Origin of the sequence: Nitrosomonas sp. (assembly GCF_040240425.1) — a bacterium.
GTDB lineage: Bacteria > Pseudomonadota > Gammaproteobacteria > Burkholderiales > Nitrosomonadaceae > Nitrosomonas.
Genome location: NZ_QPHG01000032.1, coordinates 12295 through 31518, shown reverse-complemented (window position 1 = coordinate 31518; position 19224 = coordinate 12295). Strand labels below are relative to the sequence as shown.

At 41.8% G+C, this 19224-nt stretch carries 16 protein-coding genes and 1 pseudogene; 7 read left to right on the top strand and 10 right to left on the bottom strand.

Annotated elements, in window-relative coordinates:
• The 3 genes from DU481_RS11890 to DU481_RS11880 form a co-directional block, all read right to left on the bottom strand.
• A partial coding sequence (locus DU481_RS11890) for an IS256 family transposase (RefSeq protein WP_350134738.1) occupies positions 1-566 on the bottom strand: 566 nt, incomplete at its 3' end.
• Between the two features lie 54 nt (positions 567-620).
• A complete protein-coding gene (locus DU481_RS11885) occupies positions 621-1604 on the bottom strand; it encodes a GlxA family transcriptional regulator (protein ID WP_350134735.1) in 984 nt (327 codons plus the stop codon).
• A 123-nt stretch (positions 1605-1727) separates the two neighbouring features.
• Complete coding sequence (locus tag DU481_RS11880; RefSeq protein ID WP_108697950.1) at positions 1728-2498, bottom strand: MBL fold metallo-hydrolase; 771 nt, start codon at positions 2496-2498, stop codon at positions 1728-1730.
• 715 nt (positions 2499-3213) lie between these two features.
• On the opposite strand from DU481_RS11880, the gene DU481_RS15595 reads away from it, so the two are divergent.
• The 7 genes and pseudogenes from DU481_RS15595 to DU481_RS11845 all read left to right on the top strand — a co-directional run bounded on the left by DU481_RS15595 (position 3214) and on the right by DU481_RS11845 (position 10249).
• On the top strand, positions 3214-3339 hold the full coding sequence (locus DU481_RS15595; protein ID WP_502889957.1) for a hypothetical protein: 126 nt from the start codon (positions 3214-3216) through the stop codon (positions 3337-3339).
• 209 nt (positions 3340-3548) lie between these two features.
• Positions 3549-4388, top strand: coding sequence for an aminoglycoside phosphotransferase family protein (locus DU481_RS11870; RefSeq protein WP_108697952.1), 840 nt, complete (start codon positions 3549-3551; stop codon positions 4386-4388).
• 132 nt (positions 4389-4520) lie between these two features.
• Positions 4521-4882, top strand: a pseudogene (locus tag DU481_RS11865) (IS1595 family transposase); the annotation flags it as partial.
• A 517-nt stretch (positions 4883-5399) separates the two neighbouring features.
• Positions 5400-6365: a DNA adenine methylase gene (locus DU481_RS11860; RefSeq protein WP_108697953.1), complete on the top strand. Its 966-nt coding sequence runs from the start codon at positions 5400-5402 to the stop codon at positions 6363-6365.
• Positions 6366-6408: 43 nt separating this feature from the next.
• A complete protein-coding gene (locus DU481_RS11855; RefSeq protein ID WP_146059754.1) occupies positions 6409-7041 on the top strand; it encodes an HIT family protein in 633 nt (210 codons plus the stop codon).
• A 17-nt stretch (positions 7042-7058) separates the two neighbouring features.
• Positions 7059-7634, top strand: coding sequence for a hypothetical protein (locus DU481_RS11850; protein WP_103966542.1), 576 nt, complete (start codon positions 7059-7061; stop codon positions 7632-7634).
• Between the two features lie 14 nt (positions 7635-7648).
• Positions 7649-10249: a nucleoside triphosphate pyrophosphohydrolase gene (locus DU481_RS11845; protein ID WP_146158804.1), complete on the top strand. Its 2601-nt coding sequence runs from the start codon at positions 7649-7651 to the stop codon at positions 10247-10249.
• A 37-nt stretch (positions 10250-10286) separates the two neighbouring features.
• Here the strand turns inward: DU481_RS11845 and DU481_RS11840 are convergent, their stop codons facing one another.
• From DU481_RS11840 to traJ, 7 genes are read right to left on the bottom strand one after another with little or no spacing between them, the layout of a single operon-like run.
• The gene (locus DU481_RS11840) at positions 10287-11408 is read right to left on the bottom strand and encodes a JAB domain-containing protein (protein ID WP_108697955.1); all 1122 of its coding nucleotides are present in this window, start codon (positions 11406-11408) and stop codon (positions 10287-10289) included.
• A 20-nt stretch (positions 11409-11428) separates the two neighbouring features.
• A complete protein-coding gene (locus DU481_RS11835; RefSeq protein WP_108697956.1) occupies positions 11429-14269 on the bottom strand; it encodes a zincin-like metallopeptidase domain-containing protein in 2841 nt (946 codons plus the stop codon).
• Positions 14256-14474, bottom strand: a complete 219-nt coding sequence (locus DU481_RS11830; protein WP_108697957.1) for a conjugal transfer protein TraD — start codon at positions 14472-14474, stop codon at positions 14256-14258. The genes DU481_RS11835 and DU481_RS11830 overlap by 14 nt, the downstream gene beginning before the upstream one ends.
• Positions 14475-14492: 18 nt before the next feature.
• On the bottom strand, positions 14493-15032 hold the full coding sequence (gene traF, locus DU481_RS11825; RefSeq protein ID WP_108697958.1) for a conjugative transfer signal peptidase TraF: 540 nt from the start codon (positions 15030-15032) through the stop codon (positions 14493-14495).
• A gap of 29 nt (positions 15033-15061) precedes the next feature.
• Entirely contained in the window at positions 15062-16906 is a 1845-nt protein-coding gene (locus DU481_RS11820) for a type IV secretory system conjugative DNA transfer family protein (RefSeq protein ID WP_108697959.1), read from the bottom strand.
• Between the two features lie 20 nt (positions 16907-16926).
• Positions 16927-18531 carry a TraI/MobA(P) family conjugative relaxase gene (gene traI / locus DU481_RS11815; RefSeq protein ID WP_350134727.1) on the bottom strand — a complete coding sequence of 535 codons (1605 nt, stop codon included), beginning with the start codon at positions 18529-18531 and terminating at the stop codon, positions 16927-16929.
• A 41-nt stretch (positions 18532-18572) separates the two neighbouring features.
• Complete coding sequence (traJ, locus tag DU481_RS11810; RefSeq protein ID WP_108697961.1) at positions 18573-18941, bottom strand: conjugal transfer transcriptional regulator TraJ; 369 nt, start codon at positions 18939-18941, stop codon at positions 18573-18575.
• Between the last annotated feature and the right edge of the window lie 283 nt (positions 18942-19224).

Genomic DNA, 19224 nt, shown 5'->3' with positions numbered 1-19224 from the left:
GCTTTGGCACGAACACTGCCAGCGTCACGGACTTTGGCATGGATACAATCGAGATAGATCACAGGATACACCGCATCGAGAGGCCGGGATTGCCACTGCTTTACTTCATCCATTATGCCATCAGTGACCGTGGAAATGAGCGTAGGCGATACTTCTGTGCCATACATTTCAGTGAGGTGCTGCTGGATTTCACGCACTGTCATGCCACGGGCATATAGCGAGAGGATCTTGTCATCAAATCCCGCCCAACGGGTCTGATGCTTGGAAATGATCAGAGGCTCGAAGCTGCCTTCACGGTCACGGGGGATCTCGATGGGCAACTCACCGAACTCACCTTTCAGGGTCTTGCGGCTTTTACCATTTCTGGTATTGCCAGTGGCATTGATTACCGTTTCGTGCTTATCGTGACCAAGATGCTCGGCCATTTCTGCTTGCAAGGCACGTTCAACCAACGCTTTGGTGAGTTGCTTGAGAAGGCCATGCTCACCGATTAAATCTTCCGGCTTTTTGTAATCAGCCAGCAGGCTATCAATTAGGCCGGTCGGCAGGGGTTTGGGTGTGGTCATTTTTACTCCAAAAATATATAAGCAGTTTCCTGCCAAATGACCATTTACACAAAATTATTTACACCCCCCGGCGGATGCTAAGCGTGGATATTTACCTTGAAAAGTTTTTCGCCATTCACTTGGAGTTACATTAAATCTATGTTTGAAATGTTGACGCAGGGAAACAGTAGAATGAAATCCTACTTGCTCTGCAATAGTATCTATTGCTAAAGAGGTAGATTCTAATAATTCCTGACTTCGCTGAAGGCGCTCTATTAATAGCCAATCTCCAACTGTCATTCCAGTTGCTTTGTAAAATTGTCGGGTGAAGGTACGTCGGCTCATCATGCAATATTGAGCAAGTTCATCCAACCCATGTATTTTATTTAAATTATTTCTTAAATAATCTAGAAGCTTGTTGATTCTGGCATCCTGTGTTGAAACAGGCACAGGACGTTCAATAAATTGTGCCTGACCACCTTCTCTATATGGAGGAATCACCATACGTCTAGCCAATTTATTAGCAATTGCACTGCCGTAACGCTGGCGAACTAGATATAAACAACAGTCGAGACCGGCTGCTGTCCCTGCCGAAGTAATCAAACGATCATCATCAACATATAGCGCATTACAGTCGAGTTCTACATCAGGAAAACGATTTATGAAATCCTGCTCAAACTCCCAATGCGTAGCCGCCTTATGGTTTTTCAGTAAACCTGCATACGCAAGCACATAAGTGCCCAAACACAGCCCTACAACTTGATTACCTCGAGCATGTGCCTCAACCATTGCATCCAGCATTACCTGGTTTGGCTTTTCAGCAGGATCTCGCCAAGAAGGAACAATAATAATGTCTGCTTTCGCCAATTCCTCCACACTAAGTGACGATTGAACACTCAGCCCCTCATTTGAACGTATCTGGCCCGATTCCTCTGCATAGATCTTCAGTTCAAATAATTTTTGATCGTGCAGGAGATCACCAAAAATAATACATGGTACCGATAAGTGAAAAGGGCTGAAATGATTAAAAGCAACAACCGCAACTAATGGGACTGTCATATTAAAACCTCGCAGGGTAAACTTTTTTACCGTTCAAATAGTATTTATGATGAAAGCTTGTAAATAATCAGACAATATATGAAGAAAATAATGCATCAGTAAGGTAGATGCATTATTTTGACCTCAGAACGTATATGATTCACCATCATGGGGTACTAATACTCGTTGCGTCATTTCCTTTGCTCTGAGAAATTCACCCAGCTCTTTTCTGGTTAAAGTGGCATGATTCACTGCTTCCATGTGGCTTGCAATAATAGTTGCTTCAGGAGCGGCTTTGTAGACCTCATAAATATCTTCCTTGCCCATAATAATAGATTCATTACCAATAACTTGTGCATCACAACTATTTAATACAACCACATCAGGATGATATTTGCTCAAGGTATTCTCGACTTCTTCACACCAGACCGTATCTCCAGCGATATAAAATGTTTTTTCGTCGGGATGTTTGAGAATGATACCGCTCACTTCTCCCAGCAATTCTTTCATATCCTCTACTACCTTCGGCCTTCCATGTTGTCCCAATGTTTTAATCAGCGTAATACCCTCATAATCATTGACTTCATTTAGTATCTGAACATTGTTAAATCCGGCAGATTTTACGGCTTTTGCATCTTTTTCATGTTGGGTAAAAATCAACATGTCTTTAGGAATTGCCTTTTTAGCCGCATCATCCCAATGATCTGGATGATCATGCGTTAAGATAACCGCATCCACATCAATTATTTCATTGATTGGCATAGGTAATTCTGACGTTGGGTTGCGAATATGTTCATTGATCGTCCCGCCAAACCCCGGCAAGGCTCCTTTTTCCGCTAACCAAGGATCAATTAATATTTTCTTACCACCATAATTAATTTTAAGTGTGGCATTTCTGATTTGAGTAAATTGCATTTTGTGGTGCTCCTCTAATGGTTTGTGTAGAAGACATTATGAGGAGGCTAATAAAAAATTATTAGTGGCCCTAGGGTCATTTATCAGAGCATTTGGGCCAAATAATATAAAACCGCTATTGGTTGCTTTAATCTTCAGATTTTATATACATCTAGGAGGGGAGAGGGTTAGCAGCCTGACAAGCTTCTATTTTGTTGCTAGTGATTCCAGAATAACCTATTAATCTGTTCAATATCTCATGTTTTTAATTTATCTGAAATTTATTAAAGTTATCTCCTACTCATGCAAGAGTGCATGAATGCTCTTCCCGCTAAGGCACATTTATCATTTTGTTCTAACTGATTAGAAGTGTCATATGTCACGCAGCCAATTAAGCTACAAATAATCATTGATATAATAACGAGAATTTTCATTTTTTCATCTTGTGATTCCCTGTGGTTTTGCCACGGGGATCTAATTAGGTTTTAGAATGTTGGGATGCGAGATGTCGTAGAAAAGGCGAGCCACTATGCGTGGTAGATACATTATCACATTGCATTTCCTGTGAAATACAGACGAGGGCTGTTAGACGAAGCGGTTGTAAGAATCATTATGATGACTACGAAAGAGATAGAAGAGCGCTACGACATTGAGTTTGAGCAGATAGGTTGCGCAAAGACCATGTCATATACTTTGTACAGCGCATCCGAAGATTGCACCGGGTCAGATTGTAAGGGTGTTCAAGAGCATTACAGCGCGAGAATTGTTTAAGAAGAGGCCGGAAGACCTGTGGAATGGAGAGTTTTGGACGGATGGCTATTATCGCAACTGTAGGGGGAAGAGCGGATTGGAATGTAGTTGAGCGGTATGTAAAGAACCAAGGTATGCCAAAAGAAGAACTGCGTCAGCTTGCGCTTTTCTAATACCCCGTGGTCTTGCCAGGGAGGTTGTTTATTTCTGAAAATCTGAAACAAGTTGATTATTTGCACTAACAAGCACCCAATCACGCCATGCGAAAAGGTAGAAGTGTCATACGCTCAGAAAAATAATAAGCTCTGCTGAAATGATTTTATGTTTGAACCTTATTTAAGACGATGGAATCTCCTTCCCGATGGCGACCCCATTGTCACGCGCGGCAGCTATTTATTGCCAGTGCGTATGGATGGGCACATAAATGGCAATCCTGCCATGCTGAAAATTGTCATGGATACCGAAGAAAAATTTGGCGGTTTAGTCATGCAATGGTGGAATGGCGATGGCGCAGCGCGAGTGTATGCTTACGAAGGTGATGCACTACTGATGGAACGGGCTCAAGGAGCTAATTCTCTCATGCAGATGGCATGCAATGGTCAAGATGATGAGGCTAGCCGCATTGCTTGCAATGTAATCGCCAAACTACACCAACCCCGATCTATGCCGCCGCCAGAGCTTATCCCATTAAATATTTGGTTTGAGGCGTTAGAGTCGGCTGCACAGCGCGAAGGGGGCGTGCTTCTTGAAAGTTTAGCTGCCGCCCGCGAGTTGTTGGCCTCACCGCACGACATTGTAGTGCTGCATGGTGACATACATCATGAAAACGTATTAGATTTTGGTTCGCGCGGTTGGCTTGCCATCGACCCGAAGCGCATAATCGGTGAGCGCGGCTATGATTATGCGAATCTTCTGTGCAATCCGGAATTACCATCGGTCACTGATCCCATCAGATTTATTCGCCAATCTTACGTGATTGCGCAAGCTGCTAATTTGGAACGACGGCGCTTATTGCAGTGGACATTGGCATATGCTGGCTTATCGGCTTCATGGTTTTTGGAAGATGATGATCGCCAAAACGCAGATTCGGATTTTTCCATTGCTGAACTAGCACTGCAAGCCCTGTCAACGGAAGCGAATAATCATGACGATCTCCATTGACGAACTGCGCATTGAACCCGTTACATACGATAACGCGACCGATGCCAAGGCAATCGATGGAACATTTATCATTAACGCCCGCTTGTTACTTTCGACTTCATCCGATGGCTTCCGTTACGAGATAATCTCCATAAGGTTGCTGTGTTTGGCATATTGAAACGCGGTGATAAGGTCTATACGAAGGTTGTTGGAGATACCAAGACAGAAACGTTGAGCCGCCCATTACTAGAAAAATAGCACCTGACAGCATAGTTTATACAGACTGTTACCGCAGTTATAATGCTCTCGACGTGAATCATTTTTACCATGAACGGATCAATCATTCCACGCTATTTGCTCAAGGTAAGAATCACATCAACGGCATTGAAAACTTTTGGAATCAGGCAAAATGCGTCTTAAGAAAATACAATGGTATTCCTAAAGGATCATTTCCTCTGTTTCTCAAAGAATGTGAATTTAGATTTAATTATGGAACACCTAAACAGCAACTATAAATACACAAACTTTGGACCCAGATTTAACCTGATCTACTACAGCCCCTATTATTTTAAATATGCGATGAGCTGGTATTTAGTGCTACTGTTCTTGCAATTGGTGTAGAACCGATTAAAACAAGATTCTTATAGAATTTTATTAAAATATTGCGTGGCTCTGGATTGTTGTATCGTTAAAGCAAGAAGCTATATGGGGCACGGATACTTGATCTTGTGCGGCATAACCTGCTCTAGTAATAGAAAGTGTGTTGTGCAACTGTAGTGCTTTTGTTTTCAGTGCGATTGCTAAATAAAAGCTCAACATCTATAAACTGGTGCGATTATGGTCAAGTGAATAGTGAACGCATGCATTTATTGTGGTACAAACCATCTTTGTCGTTGGATGCAGATGCGCTCGACTTGATGTATTCATAATCAGAGCGATCTTTTCTGAACACTAGTCGTGCATGGGTTGTGTTAAAAAAACTGGATACTTTATATAGTTACTGTTCAATGCATAGAAAATTGGTGAAATAGCGTGGCATCAGAACCTCTCAAAATTAGATCCCTTTCTGGCAGTTTATTGAGATACCCGGGTGGAAAAGGCCGACATGCTAAAATACTCGTGTCTATTTTTAAGCTGAACAAACTGCAACCGAAAACATTTATTGAACCATTCTGTGGTGGAGCTTCAATTTCTCTAAACCTACTGGAAGCTGATGCAGTTGAAACAATTAGTCTAAATGACTTAGATCCAATGATCGCATCTCTATGGAAAGCTGTTTTTTCTACCTCCGATAGCAAATGGCTTTGCGAGCAAGTAATGACCGCTCCTTTGACACTTGAATACTGGGATTATCAAAAATCAAAAACTCCTCAAACACTTAGAGAACAGGCATTCCAATGCCTCTATCTCAACAGAACCTCTTTTTCTGGTTTATTACATAAGCATGCAGGTCCTATTGGAGGAAGAAAACAGGATCGCTGGACAATTGGATGTAGATTCAATCGAGAAAAATTGGCTGCACGGATAGAAAAATTGTCTAGTTATGCAGATAGGGTAAATTTTATTGAAAATAAACCTTGGAGGAATTTTATCTGTCAAAGCATTACTTCCTCATGTTTTCTTTATTTTGACCCCCCCTACTACAACAAGGCGGATAGACTTTATAGATATGTATTTGATGAAAATGAACACGCTGCATTATATGAATATTTACATAATTTTTGCGATATTCCTTGGGTTTTATCGTATGATGATTCAAAAATTATTCGTGATATGTATCTGTCTGGAAAACAAGTTAACGGCTGCATAATTGATAGTACATACTCAACCCATCCAATTGGTGGGAATTCATTTATTGGAAGAGAGCTACTATTAACTAACCTGAAAACTTTGCCAAAGTTTGATACGAACTATTATCACAGTGGAATTTCAATAAGAGATTTTGATGCTAAGTCATCAAAATTTATGAATCAAACAAATAATTTCATTCCAGTGTAAATTATTAAGCTTAACTGACCATTTTTTATTAGTGAGTTCAAAAATGAAAAGTACAACAACTGATTTATGCAGGTTGTGCTCAATCGTAAAAAGCAGACATATAAACGGAATTGTCGATAAACCAATTCATGAAACGCCCAATTACATGGTAATTCCTTCAATTGGGGCTTTTATAGATGGATGGGTAATGATTGTTCCAAGAAAACATATATATGACATGTCAGAACTGTACGAAGATGATGAATTTGTAAGATTAGCACTAAAAATTTATAAATATATTGAAGAAAAATTTGGTCGGCCAGTAATGTTTGAGCATGGTGCATCATATAGCGGCTCTCCAACAGGATGCGGCGTTGATCATGCTCATTTTCATTTCGTCCCATTTGTTGAATCTCTATTAGAAGATTTAAAAGAGACTAGGTTACCGTGGCAAAAATGTATCGCAAGTGAAATTACCAATAAATCATGTGGCCGAGACTACCTTTTTTATAGTGAAACACCACCAACTCTTAGCAAAATTAATGGGTATTTGCACATAGTTGATAGACCAGTTTCTCAATTCTTTAGAAAAATATTGGCAAGGAAAACAGGAAATGAGCTTATTAGCGACTACAAGAATTTTCCCCTCCTTGAAAAAACCCAACGAACAGCACTAGAGCTGCAAGGCCTAAGCTAGTTTCTGGAATAAATCCGATGAGTAACAATAGCCATGAAGCACATGATCCCAATGCGAGCACGGCTGAGCCCACTGATGGAAGGCAACAATATGAATGGCAAAGCAAATATCCTAAAGATGCGATGCAAATTATAAGGTTCGAGTCTATCTATCTATTTATTCTGCTTCTTATGTCACTTCTCGGAATACTTTTAACGTGGAATAGATATCTCGAAAACTTTCTTTTTAATCCAGAAATATTAGATCCAAAAATTTTTCGTATTTACAGCTACTATTGTTTTGCGGGACTATTAGGGGGAACAACCTTTTCGATAAAGTACATGTACCGGGTAGTTGCGCGTGGATATTGGCACCTGGACAGACAAATTTGGAGATTGTTATCACCTTTTATGTCTATAAGCATATCTTTTGCTGTCGGTACATTAATTAGCGCAAGTTATATTGGGTCAGATACCATTAAATTTAGTCATTCAGCAGCATCGGCTATAGGCATTGGATTCTTAGTTGGTTATTTTGCTGACCAAGCAATCGGAAAAATGTATGAAATTGCAATGGTTCTTTTTGGTCCTACAAGCTTACATCATAAAAAATAAAGTACATAAAAGTGATGTCAAAAAATATTATTAATGGATTAACTCCTATCAATAATATTCTATTGGTACATAAAGATGAAATTATTGAATTATTACCCGATCAAGTTTCAACTGAATTAGTAGGTGAAAAAGCTTTCGGTCTTGCTTGTATTCCATCTTTATGGACACTCCCATTTTTTGTAGTCTCTGGAGAGCTTGTAGCATCTGCAAGCAAGATGGATCACTCACAACTTCATTTGCTAATTGCAGAATGGTTTCTCGAACTAACTTTTGCACTTAAAAAGACTGGATTAGATAATGAAACGCATCTAACTTTGAGATCTTCCGGGATAAACGAATCTATCCAGAATCGAGGAAAATTCCATACAAAAATAGCAAGATCCAATAAACTAGCTGATGACCTAATAAGTTGGCTAGTACAGATCATCTCAGATGAAACGCTAAGAAACGAACAAATAAATCTTATTATTCAGAAATACTCGTTGGTTTCTGCCAAAGGTCATCTATCAAATGAACGAAGATGCTCCAAAGAATCAAGAGATTGGTTAGGTGAAATAGAAAATGAAAAAGAGCCATTTCAAATTAATTTGCGCAATTGGCGAAGTAAAGAAAATAATTTTGAGTCTGCGCTAAAACCCCTAGATTGTAATATCAAAATATCTCTACAAAATGTTTTAAAGAAAGCAGCATCATGGGGAACTGCACATCAATGTCGATTGCATTTTGAATGGGTATGGGATGGCAAAATCATATATTTGGTTCAGGCTGATGTTGAAAGTTTATTAGGAAATTTTGATCCTGTAAAACACTGTAAAAAAAATAATCAATCACATTTTTCCTTCGTGCCCAAAATACTTTCTAAAATATCGAAAGAACATGGTAGGAAGTATCATAAGATTAACAATGTTTTTACTTATATGGAACTTGATCTTCCGATAACCAGTTTATATGTTCTAGATAATCAGGGAGTAATAAAAGAAATTTCTAATGGAAATTTCCAAGAAGAGTTATTACACGATATTGGTGAATTGGTAAGATCCTCATTGGTTATAAGAACCGATATTGTTAGTGATGAACTATCAAATAAACAGCTTCTTCCTCGCACACATGAAGTCAGAAATATTGAAGATGCAAAAGAATGGTTAATAAGTAAATCTAAAATTCTTTTGAGTCAAGTTTCAGGGCCTATAGAATTAGCTTTCATTTTTCATAACTTTATTCCTGCTGAAGCATCAGCTTTTGCTTTCTCTGCACCAGGGGAAAGGAAAGTCCAAATTGAAGCTTTATGGGGTATTCCCGAAGGATTGTATTACAACTCACATGATAATTATATTGTTGACACACTATATTCAGATATCGATAAGGCTAGTACATCAATCGACAATTACGTTCTCACAGAGAAGAAGAACTTTAAACGTAATTGTGTTGCCCCAAATGAAAATGGTACATGGATAAATCAAGCAATTTCCAAACCGTATGATTGGAAAAGCAGCATTAGATATAAAAAATGGATCCGAAAAATAGCTTGTGATTCTAGACTGATATCGACTCAAGAAGATAAGCCACTAAGCATCATGTGGTTTGTTGGTGTCCCAAAGGAATTTTCTACAGCTTCGGTTTTACCTTGGTATCATGAAGAATATGACTTAAAAAAAATACAAAGAAGTCATGGTCATAGAAATAAAACGCATTTTGATAAAATATTTGAAATTAAAAATTTTGAAGATATTGCAAAACTAGAAGCACTTGTAGATTCGAATGACAAGAGTATTAGAAGAGTGCTTGTAAAACCTCAAGATGAAATATTGTTACGTGATAGAAATGCATTACAAAAAATTGGTGGGCTAGTTAAAAAAATTGATGCTGTTATTTTTCTAGAAGGGGCTACTCTTTCTCATGCTTATTATCAACTTCTTCAAACGGGCGCAAATGTAGAAGCAGGTACTACATTTAAAGGTGATAATGAGCAGCAGGTATTTAATAAGTTAGTTAGAGACAAGATCCCTCAAAAAATTGAATCGGGTGGAGAACTTGTAAAAGCTGAACGTTTAATAGGTGATGACCTATTAAGAGCTTTATGTGAAAAACTGGTAGAAGAATCTCTTGAAGTTTTAGATGCGAAAGATCATGACTCAATAATCGAAGAATTATCAGATGTCCAAGAAGTTATAGATGGGATATTAAATAGTTTAAAAGCAGACATGTCCGAAGTCACAAAAGCAAAGGAAAGAAAACTAAATAAAGTTGGTGGATTTAAGGATGGTGTTGTTCTCGTAAAAACCACAAATCCATTGCCTTCTACAAAATACAATTTAGATTCTTCTCAAAATTCACTGCCTCTAAACGAATTTCAGAGTGTCTCTAATTATGCACCTTATCGTCGTTCCGAAACTAGAATAAATAAATGGACTGATAAAAGAGAACATGCGGCAACTAAGGAAATTTTATTAAAAGTTACAGCACCAATTGTACTTGACTCATGGAAGAGCGAAACACCGCAATTTTTTATTGGAGATAAAACCATAAGTGCGGAAATCACCACAATTAGAAAAAAAGGGGATCTAGAAATATCACTTTCAGTTTTTGCACAGCAAACACAACTAAAGCTTTTCTAATTGAATTCAATACCGCCACAAATAGTCATCCAGTCCGCTACCTATTGCGTCCTTTGCCCCTTAACTTGGTTAATCCGCCATCTTCCTTCACAAAGGATCTGGGCTTTCTAAGAATGGCGCTTATTTCACCGGGCATTGACGCAAATAATCCTTCTTCCCGCAATGAACGATAATCAGAGCCCTCTACGGTTAGCACATCTTTTAAGATGCCAGCTTCACAGGCTTTGGATAATACCGGGTGTCTGTAATCATTGGTGTTCGTGATGGCAAATACCGTATTGACGCCAGAATTGCGTGCAAAATTTTGTAGTCGTGCCAGAAGCAGATTTTGAGGACGCTCCAATACAGACAGGGGTAACTCACTTAACGACAATACAAAACCTGTTGCACTAAGCCCTATGAAGTTAAAAAACTGATCTCGCTTTTTTAAAGCATGACCTATCTTTGCCAGATCCTCCGGTGAGGCTATTTTCTCCAAAAGCAGCTCATGACTTTTATAATGATTATTCTGATAACCTCCTGCCTGATCACCCATCCAAGCCACAAAATCGACATGACCGTCTTTATCAATGACACTGTATTGACTGGTATTGATTACCACATGGCCTTTGAAACTCGGAACAGTTGATGCCAGTATCTCTGTGAGTCTGACATCCTGACTCGATGGCGTAGCACTACCCGATGGATGATTATGCAATAACCAGTAACCATCTGCTTTAACATGTCGTCTAGTCTTTCCTACTAAAACACCCAGATCATGTTTGGCATGCCCAATCTTTTCCAAATAGACTGCACCCGGCAATCTGGAACTCACAGCCGTATGATGAATGATGCGATTCATACGGGTATAGAAGATTCTCAGTGTCTCATAACGCGGATCGCGTAATATTTGCGTCATTATTGCCAGATCATGGCCTGACTTGATGCGCTGATTCAGGAAAGTGGTTCCTCCTTTTTCTTTGAAGTCTTTTGGGAAATCACAACCCAATAAGGTGCCACCTGCCCATCGAGCATGAGCTTCAAGCAGTTCTGTATAGGCACCTCTTCCTGCTTTCTTTTGCTTGTCTGTAGTACCGGGACGAGTCTCAATTTTTTCATAAAGATCACCTTCATCAGAATCGAATGGGTTTCCTGGAATCTTCAGCATATTATCGCGCATCTTATGGTCTCCTTAAAAGATTACCTGGTCAATGCACGTTTTTGCTTGATTTCCTGCTGCTTAGGTTCAATAGGGACTTGTAACTTCAATAAGCTGTCCTGCTTAGCCTGCTGAGATATTTTTTCAACAACCGATCCAACTTGTCGTTTGACTGCCTCAATACCCAACGCGCTTTTATTGGCGAGATCATTAAAATCATTTAATTTCCTTGAGTTCCGTTCACCCGGCGCAAAAATCGGAAATACCACAGCCCCATTTACCAATGTCGCTGCTTCCAACGCTTTTTCCTTGCCGGGATTTTTGCCAAGGGTGGATTCCAGATGATAATCATCGTCGCCTGCGATAACGATTGGCTTGTGCGGGTATTTATGATGTAAATCCTGCGCAACTTTGGGCAAGTTACCTGAATCAAATGCAGCTATGACAGGATAATTCAGCCCCTGAGATAATGTATCTGCGGTGGCATAACCTTCAGCAATTACAATGGCAGGTAATTTGTTAATTGCTGCATCCAATCCCTGACCTGCATTACCCGCCACATGAAAGTTATTCTCTTTCTTGCTACCCGCTGCAAAAAGCTTTGCACCACTGGGTTGTATCGTTTGCGCACTCCAGATCTGACCATGAATATCTTGTACAGCCAGCAATAAATCACCGGCAGTCAGTACAATACTGTCTGGATTTTCCTCACGTAGTAGCCTGACTTCCTGCCAGTTCTGACCAATTTTGATGATTGAATCGGTTGGCAAATCATGCACATTCTGCGGCACGATTCTTAAATCGCCTGGCCGGGCATGCTTCTCTTTCAGATAAGGATGTTCGGAATCGGCAGCAGGTGCGATAGTCAGCAATTGCTGAATTGCATCAGCAACTTTAATTTGCTGTGCATGTTGTTCGGCTTTTCTGTTCTGCTGCTTGATAGCAGCTTGGGCGATCAGCTCGGCTTTCTGCTCATCCGTTAACGAATACCCCTTAGCCTTCCAGCGAATTTCAATACCGGTTCGATTGTTCTTGAAATATCCGGCAGGATGACCATCCAGATGCGCCACATAAAAACCTGATTTCTCACCCGACTTATCACCCTCAACTTTAATTCTGTGTTTGCTGCCATCCATCACCGGATGATTGCCATCAACTCGGCAACCTTGAGCGCGCAGCAATTCAGCAAATTCCACGTGAGGATCGATAGCCGGTTCCTGCTGTCTGGAAACATTCTCCGGCAGCCAGCGTTGCAATGTCTGAATATCTGCTTCTGGCCCTACATACCAGGCACGGGCTTTTTTGTCCCAACGAGCCCCAGCGGCTTTTGCTAAATCCTTATCACGATAAGGAACAATCAAATATTGACGAGCATTGCCATCGTTTTGTTCGGTCTTGGCTCCTGATATCGATACTCCAGTGCTAATTGGATCATTTCGAATGCGATTTTCATGGATGTTGACAAGCTTAGCGGCCTTTTCATGTTCATTCTTTTCGGCAGCAACATCAATGAGTGCGAGCAGATTGGTTAAATCTTGCGCTTCCTGTTTGGACTCACAGTCTCTAACCCATTGAAAGGTCTGATCATCACGCTGCATAGTCACGCCCCAAAATTGTGGCTCCATGTTTATTGAATCAGCGGATACTATAGACTCAATACCATTTTCATCGGTTTGAATCACGTTGCCCTGAATCTGCAATTGTCCATTCCAGTCAGCCGGAATTCCAAAGCCCAGTTTTTCTTCTGACACTTCTTCAAACTCCAGATTATCAATGCCGCCGCCCCTCGAAAACTTGAGTGCATCAGCAACCAAAATGATGGCATCCTGATCTTTTTTTGCCATGGCTTGTGTCAGATCATTAAACCGTTGGATATTGCTGGTAACGATAGTTGCCAGATCAGGCGAGAGATTCTGCAAATAAGTGGCGGTGTTTTGCTTGATTTGATCCATTTTGATTGCCTCCTCTACATCAACTTTCTTTGCAATTTCCTGTTGTTGTGACAATGCCAGTACATAATCCTGGATTTTTTCAGCATCAGTGGCAGCACGAAATATTTCTGTCGGATCTTCCTGTAGCGCTTTGATCCATGAACTCACATAAGCCACATGCTGCCCGGGATCATGACCGATACCCAATTCACCGCTAAGCAGCATGCTGGCAATTTCAGCGCGCAATTCTTCTTTGGCATAGTCTTCGCTTCCAAATGGATGCGATAGATCACGACTTAAGCGCAATTCATGACCTGTCCAGTGGCCCAGTTCATGCAGTGCGGTTGCGTAGTAACGATCGGGGGTCGGAAACTGGTGCTTATGGGGCAAGTGGATACTATCGGTTGATGGTCGGTAAAATGCGCGATCAGCCTCGCCATGATGGATTACGGCATTGGATGCTTGTAATATGTGCTCAGCACGCTCCAGTGGATCCCAGTCAGGGGCTTTAATACTGAGTTCTGGCAGATTATCCATCTGCTGCGCATTAAATACGGCGGCATAAAACACCCTGGGACGCTCCAATCTCACCTGTTCTTTAATAGCATTACCTTCACTATTTAGTACAGGATTATTGTTGTCATCGATTTTGATGCGTTCATCGGTGAATTTCCAGTATTGCACGAGCGTGCTTTTTTCACCTTTGCGCACTTGTGCGCCAAGACTTATCGCTTGCTTGTACGTCAACCAACGCGGATCCGTATACGCACGGCTCATCAGGTTCAAGCTATTAATGCCACGGTAACGTTTACCGGATGTGGGATTCATGGGTAATATGGTAAGCAGATCACCGGGTTTCCACGGCTTTTGCCAGGGCGCAACACCTTTTTTGAGTTGCTCAATCAGATTCTCGGCGACTTGTTCATGAAAAGCCTTCTTAGCCTCTTTCATCTTGAACCTCCGCTGTATGATCAATTGTGCTATCCAGCGCATCTTCCTCACTCAAAGCATCTTCTTTGAATGCGCCCAGCCTTTCCGCCTCCAAGGGATCAAATTCAGCCTGGAAGCCCGGTATCTCAGCATCGAGTAGCTTTTCCTGAATGATTTCTGTTATGTCAGGATTATTGGTTTCAGCATCAATCGGTGGTCTATGCATGGTTTTGCCTCCTTTTAATTAATGACTCCAGGTAAAAACCGGACGTACAACCTGTTGAATCTGATCACGCACAATCAATCCGAAATAGCGCGCATCAAAGGATTGTGGGTTTAAATCGGATAGCAGCAGGTACTCAGAATCTTCCAGCACAGCTTCCAGCCGGTATTGCGGCAATGGATGACCATCAGCATCGGTTGTTAACTGGGCGCTGTTGGGTAAATGTTTGCCATTCACAAAAATGCCAGCCTGATCGATGGAAACCGTATCTCCGGATTGTGCAAAGACACGTTTCAGCATCAAGCCATAACCGCTAGGGCAATCCCCTTGATTGATGTAGGATCTATCCCTGGCCATATCAAAAACCGCATTCTGTGGTGGGCAGAAGGCGACATAAGCACCGCTTGCAATCGGTTCATCAACCACTTTGTAAAAACCCACTGGCAAGCTTGGTGTGGTATTGATATAAATACCGCTAATACGCAAACCAATACTCAGCACAAATAGGCTAACGCTCACTGCCAGAACAGAAATACCCAGGATTTTGATGGGTTTTTTCATGAAAATGACTCAATAGAGTTCGAGGTATCTTACAGTCCGGTTAATTTATCGCTAAAGCTCGGGGGATTCACTTGTGCCCGTGCCGTAAAGGTTTCATCCTGAAAGTACAAAGGCTGTGTGCCATAGATTGCGGGGAAACCGGCCACATAAATAATCATGTCGCCTGGTTTGGTGATCTTGCCGTCAGCATCTTTCATCGGGCCGGGTAGCCGCATACACTCATCCGGCGTTAATAACGCGCGTTGCGTCTCCTGCAGGGTACGGGTGACATGCCCATGCATCATTGATGACCTGCGGCCACTGGTGGTAATCTGTTCTTTGATGACCGTGGTTTGCCCAGTCAGTTTGGATAAGTGTTCCGCTGTTTCAATCCGGTTGGGTGCAAATGCGGTCTGAATGTGACAGTTGGAAGTGATCGCCTCATCGTGCCCGTAGCCGGTCTCGCGACTTTTGAGTTGATTTAAGTCCTGACAGATCAAATAGGCTTTCATGCCGTAGCCTGCGATAAATGCGAGGGATTCCTGGAAGATTTCAAGCTTGCCTAAGCTTGGGAATTCATCGAGCATTAATAGCAGTTTGTGTTTGTAATGCACAGCTGGTTGACCGTCTTTAAACGTGATTCTATCGGCCAGCTTTCTGATGATCATATTGATCAGAATGCGCATTAAAGGACGCAAGCGCGATTTGTCATTGGGGTGTGACACAATGTATAAGCTGACGGGATGCTCATGGTGCATGAGGTCGCGGATTGTGAAATCCGATGTGCTGATATTGTTGGCCACGATCGGATCGCGGTACAAAGACAAATACGATTTGGCTGTCGACAACACGGAACCCGCTTCTTCTTCAGGGCGATCCAGCATGTCGCGCGCACTGGCTGCAATAACCGAGTGACTTTTGCCGTCCAGATAATCTTGCATGGCCATTTCCATCCACAATTCCCTGATATCGCGATCAGGATCAGAGAGCATTGCATCGACAGTCGAGAATGTGGCAGGGATTCCTTCTCGCTCTGATTTATACAAAGCATGCAAAATGACACCTACCAGCAATGCCTGGCTGGTCTTCTGCCAGTGGGTTTGTAATCCTTTACCATCCGGATCAACAATTAAGGTAGTCAGGTTTTGAACGTCGGCCACTTCCATCCCGCTGCCAATCTGGATTTCATCCAGCGGATTCCAGTGCGCACTACTGGTTGATGCCGGATCAAAACGTAGTACCTTGTTCTTGGCATAATGCTTTCTCCAACCGGCGGTCAATGCCCATAACTCACCTTTGAGGTCAGTAATGACTGCACTCTGAGTCCAGGAAAGCAGAGTCGGTATGACGAGACTGACACCCTTGCCAGAGCGGGTTGGGGCATAACACAATACATGTTCCGGGCCACTGTGTTTCAGATAGTGGGTTTTGCCGGAATTATCCCGCCAGCCGCCGACATAAACGGCGTCGCTCTGGTTATTTTTGCTATTCTTGCTGATTGACAGTAGTCCTGCGGCCTTAATATCTTTTTTATCTGCCCATCTGGCTGAACCATGCAATCCCTGATTGGTCCGGGATGAATTGGCCAGCACCATTTTAATGACCAGCACCAATATCAAACCGATACTGGAGAATAACATCCCGAAACCTGCCGCCAGATCGAAGATGCCCGAATACTCGCCATACCATTTATTTGCCCATAGCAGAATTGCCCAGGGTTCATAGATGCAAAAAAAGTGCGCGCCTAATTGTTCTTGATAATTGAATTTATAGGCAAAATACTGGGTGGCGACTTGGAATCCGCCAACAAGACACACAACGGACAATAGCCGAACGATAAATGTATCTTTTGTAATATTTCTGCTGTCTTTAGAATCAAAATTGGCTTTATTCATCAAAGACTCCTTCGAGTGGTTTAGGTAACGGATCGTTTTTGACCTGCCGATTGCGCTTTATTGACCCTGTGCTGTTTCATTAATCGCTGACGGTATTGTTCCAGTGCCTTATCATCAAAAGTCACGTGCATTTGGTTTTGTACTGCGACCTGTGCTATCTCAAGACGAAACGATTCAGTTCCATTGATCGCCAGGTGGCAGCCGTACTTCTTCATGGCCACTTGCAAAATATCTCTCAAGGCTTTCTGCGATGTATCCGGCAGAACGATGAGCCGTTTGCCGTCATCGCGGATGGTGGTTGATCCTGCTTTATAAGTGACTGTACCGATTTTGGTAATCGATTCATCAAAACTATCCTTGAAGTCCCGGTCGGTGCTGAAACAATCATGGCTTTGCTTGGCCGATATTTGGTTGCCTTTAAATTGACCGGTTCTTCTGGATCGCAAAACACCTAATGCTTCAGCATTACCATTTTTGGCCTCAAATGCTAGCCAATCCAACCACCCCATTCTGGAATGACGGGTTTTAGAGTGCTGGTAGGCTTTCTGGTAATCATTTTTAATGACTGCTATCGTTGTTTTGAACTGCTGATGTGCGGTTGCGTATAGCGCTTTCTTTGCCAATCTCCCGGCTTTGATGTTTTTAATGAGGTTGCGCTTGAGTTTTGCTTCCTGTTTGGCGCGTTTTATTAATCGATCTCTGTTTTGGCGCAACATAACCCACTGGCTTGAACGATGTCTGACGCTATTCGCTTGCTCTTGCTGGTATCTTGAATAGAGCTTTGAAGTATCCATTTGATTTTGTAGCGGTCTTGGCTGGTATTGTTTGGTGTCTGGACTTGAAGATTGAACAGAATGCTCACCAGATACAAAAGCGCCCAGTCTTTGGGTCAAATTGCCTTTGGAGAGAGAACGGTCAACCGAACTGGCTTTAACAGCCACACCATTGTTGGCAACCAATACAAACCCGTTGCCACGTTCCTTGATTTCAAGGCCATGTCTAGCTAGAACCTGATGCAAATCCTGCCAGTTGTCCGACTGCTTCAATTCATTCAAGCACTCACGCCTGATCCAGCCCAATAAACTCTCCACGCCTGTTCTGGTTTCAATTTCCTGCGCTACTCTTGACGCTTTATCGCTTTGGGTTTCATGATTAATCTGTGTTAAACCATATTCCTGTTCGATTTGCTCACAAAGCTTGGCTACTTTCTTGTAATCATAGTAAGGGTTATGGATTGTGAGGTTTTTGGGGTGAATCTTGTTGATCGCAATATGCACGTGCAGGTTATTGGTGTCATCGTGAACTACGCTGATGCGTTGATGGCCACCAAAACCCAGAGCCTCGCAAAATCGCTCTTCAATGGCATTCAGGTCAGAAAAGGATAAACGTTCCCCTTCAGGGAAGCTCAGTACCAAATGACAGGTTTTGTCTGATTTGGCACGCTTATTCATTTCCTGCGTGTTCTGAATTTCAAGTAAGGCAGCCGTTAGATCGTCTGAATAACAGTTCGAAACCTTGATCTGACTGACACGCTCACTCTTGTCTTGAGGATCAGTTAAGTACCGTATCAGCGCAGAGAAGTTACTTTTGCGCACTGATTTGATGGGTATGATTTTAGCGATCATCGTATTTAAGCTGCTTAAGTAATAAATGACTATTCCGAAAGTTATTTTTTAAGCTTCATAATGACGCCCAGCATCGTGCTCTGGGTACTCCGGATACTGTCCAAGGTTAAATGCAATTGTGACTTGCCAATCAATTTTGTACGCTTGTCGTTGGTGAGCCAAAGTTTGATCAACCCACCCAATCTGCCAAGATCCGCGTTGATTCTTAACAAAGCATCCACTTTCCGGTTATCTATAACACTGGGGACTTGATAACCTAGGCCCAGATTGCGCAGGTACTCGGCAACGGTTAATCCGGCATCCGTTGCTTTGCTCTTTATCTCAGCTTCCTCGATTGGCAAAACAGGCACCCTGAGCTTCTTATCTCTTCTTTCTTTCCCGATTGTCTTTGGGTTCTTTTGGTCAATCATTTCAGTTTTCCTCGAAGAGCAAGATCAACGTTGAGCACGGAGTGCGAATAAGTTGGGGTGGAGATGGCCATCTCCACATATCTTGCCCGGTTCTGTGAGTTTCAAGAAATATACTAACACTATAATCGATGTTTGCAAATAGATTATTTTCGTTATATCATAATTTCAAGCAATACAAAAACACTTGAAAGAAGCTTTAATCAACTAAATAACAGTCACTTGGAAACAGAAAGAAAGGATAAGCAATTAAAGGAAATTGAAAGCAGCAAAAAGAAACAGAAAG

Coding starts and splice junctions, on each gene's coding strand:
- DU481_RS11855 (WP_146059754.1), top strand. CDS start 6,409: ATGAAAAGTACAACAACTGATTTATGCAGGTTGTGCTCAATCGTAAAA.
- DU481_RS11820 (WP_108697959.1), bottom strand. CDS start 16,906: ATGAATAAAGCCAATTTTGATTCTAAAGACAGCAGAAATATTACAAAA.
- DU481_RS11830 (WP_108697957.1), bottom strand. CDS start 14,474: ATGCATAGACCACCGATTGATGCTGAAACCAATAATCCTGACATAACA.
- DU481_RS11840 (WP_108697955.1), bottom strand. CDS start 11,408: ATGCGCGATAATATGCTGAAGATTCCAGGAAACCCATTCGATTCTGAT.
- DU481_RS11850 (WP_103966542.1), top strand. CDS start 7,059: ATGAGTAACAATAGCCATGAAGCACATGATCCCAATGCGAGCACGGCT.
- traJ (WP_108697961.1), bottom strand. CDS start 18,941: ATGATTGACCAAAAGAACCCAAAGACAATCGGGAAAGAAAGAAGAGAT.
- DU481_RS11845 (WP_146158804.1), top strand. CDS start 7,649: ATGTCAAAAAATATTATTAATGGATTAACTCCTATCAATAATATTCTA.
- DU481_RS11880 (WP_108697950.1), bottom strand. CDS start 2,498: ATGCAATTTACTCAAATCAGAAATGCCACACTTAAAATTAATTATGGT.
- DU481_RS11835 (WP_108697956.1), bottom strand. CDS start 14,269: ATGAAAGAGGCTAAGAAGGCTTTTCATGAACAAGTCGCCGAGAATCTG.
- DU481_RS11870 (WP_108697952.1), top strand. CDS start 3,549: ATGTTTGAACCTTATTTAAGACGATGGAATCTCCTTCCCGATGGCGAC.
- traF (WP_108697958.1), bottom strand. CDS start 15,032: ATGAAAAAACCCATCAAAATCCTGGGTATTTCTGTTCTGGCAGTGAGC.
- DU481_RS11885 (WP_350134735.1), bottom strand. CDS start 1,604: ATGACAGTCCCATTAGTTGCGGTTGTTGCTTTTAATCATTTCAGCCCT.
- traI (WP_350134727.1), bottom strand. CDS start 18,531: ATGATCGCTAAAATCATACCCATCAAATCAGTGCGCAAAAGTAACTTC.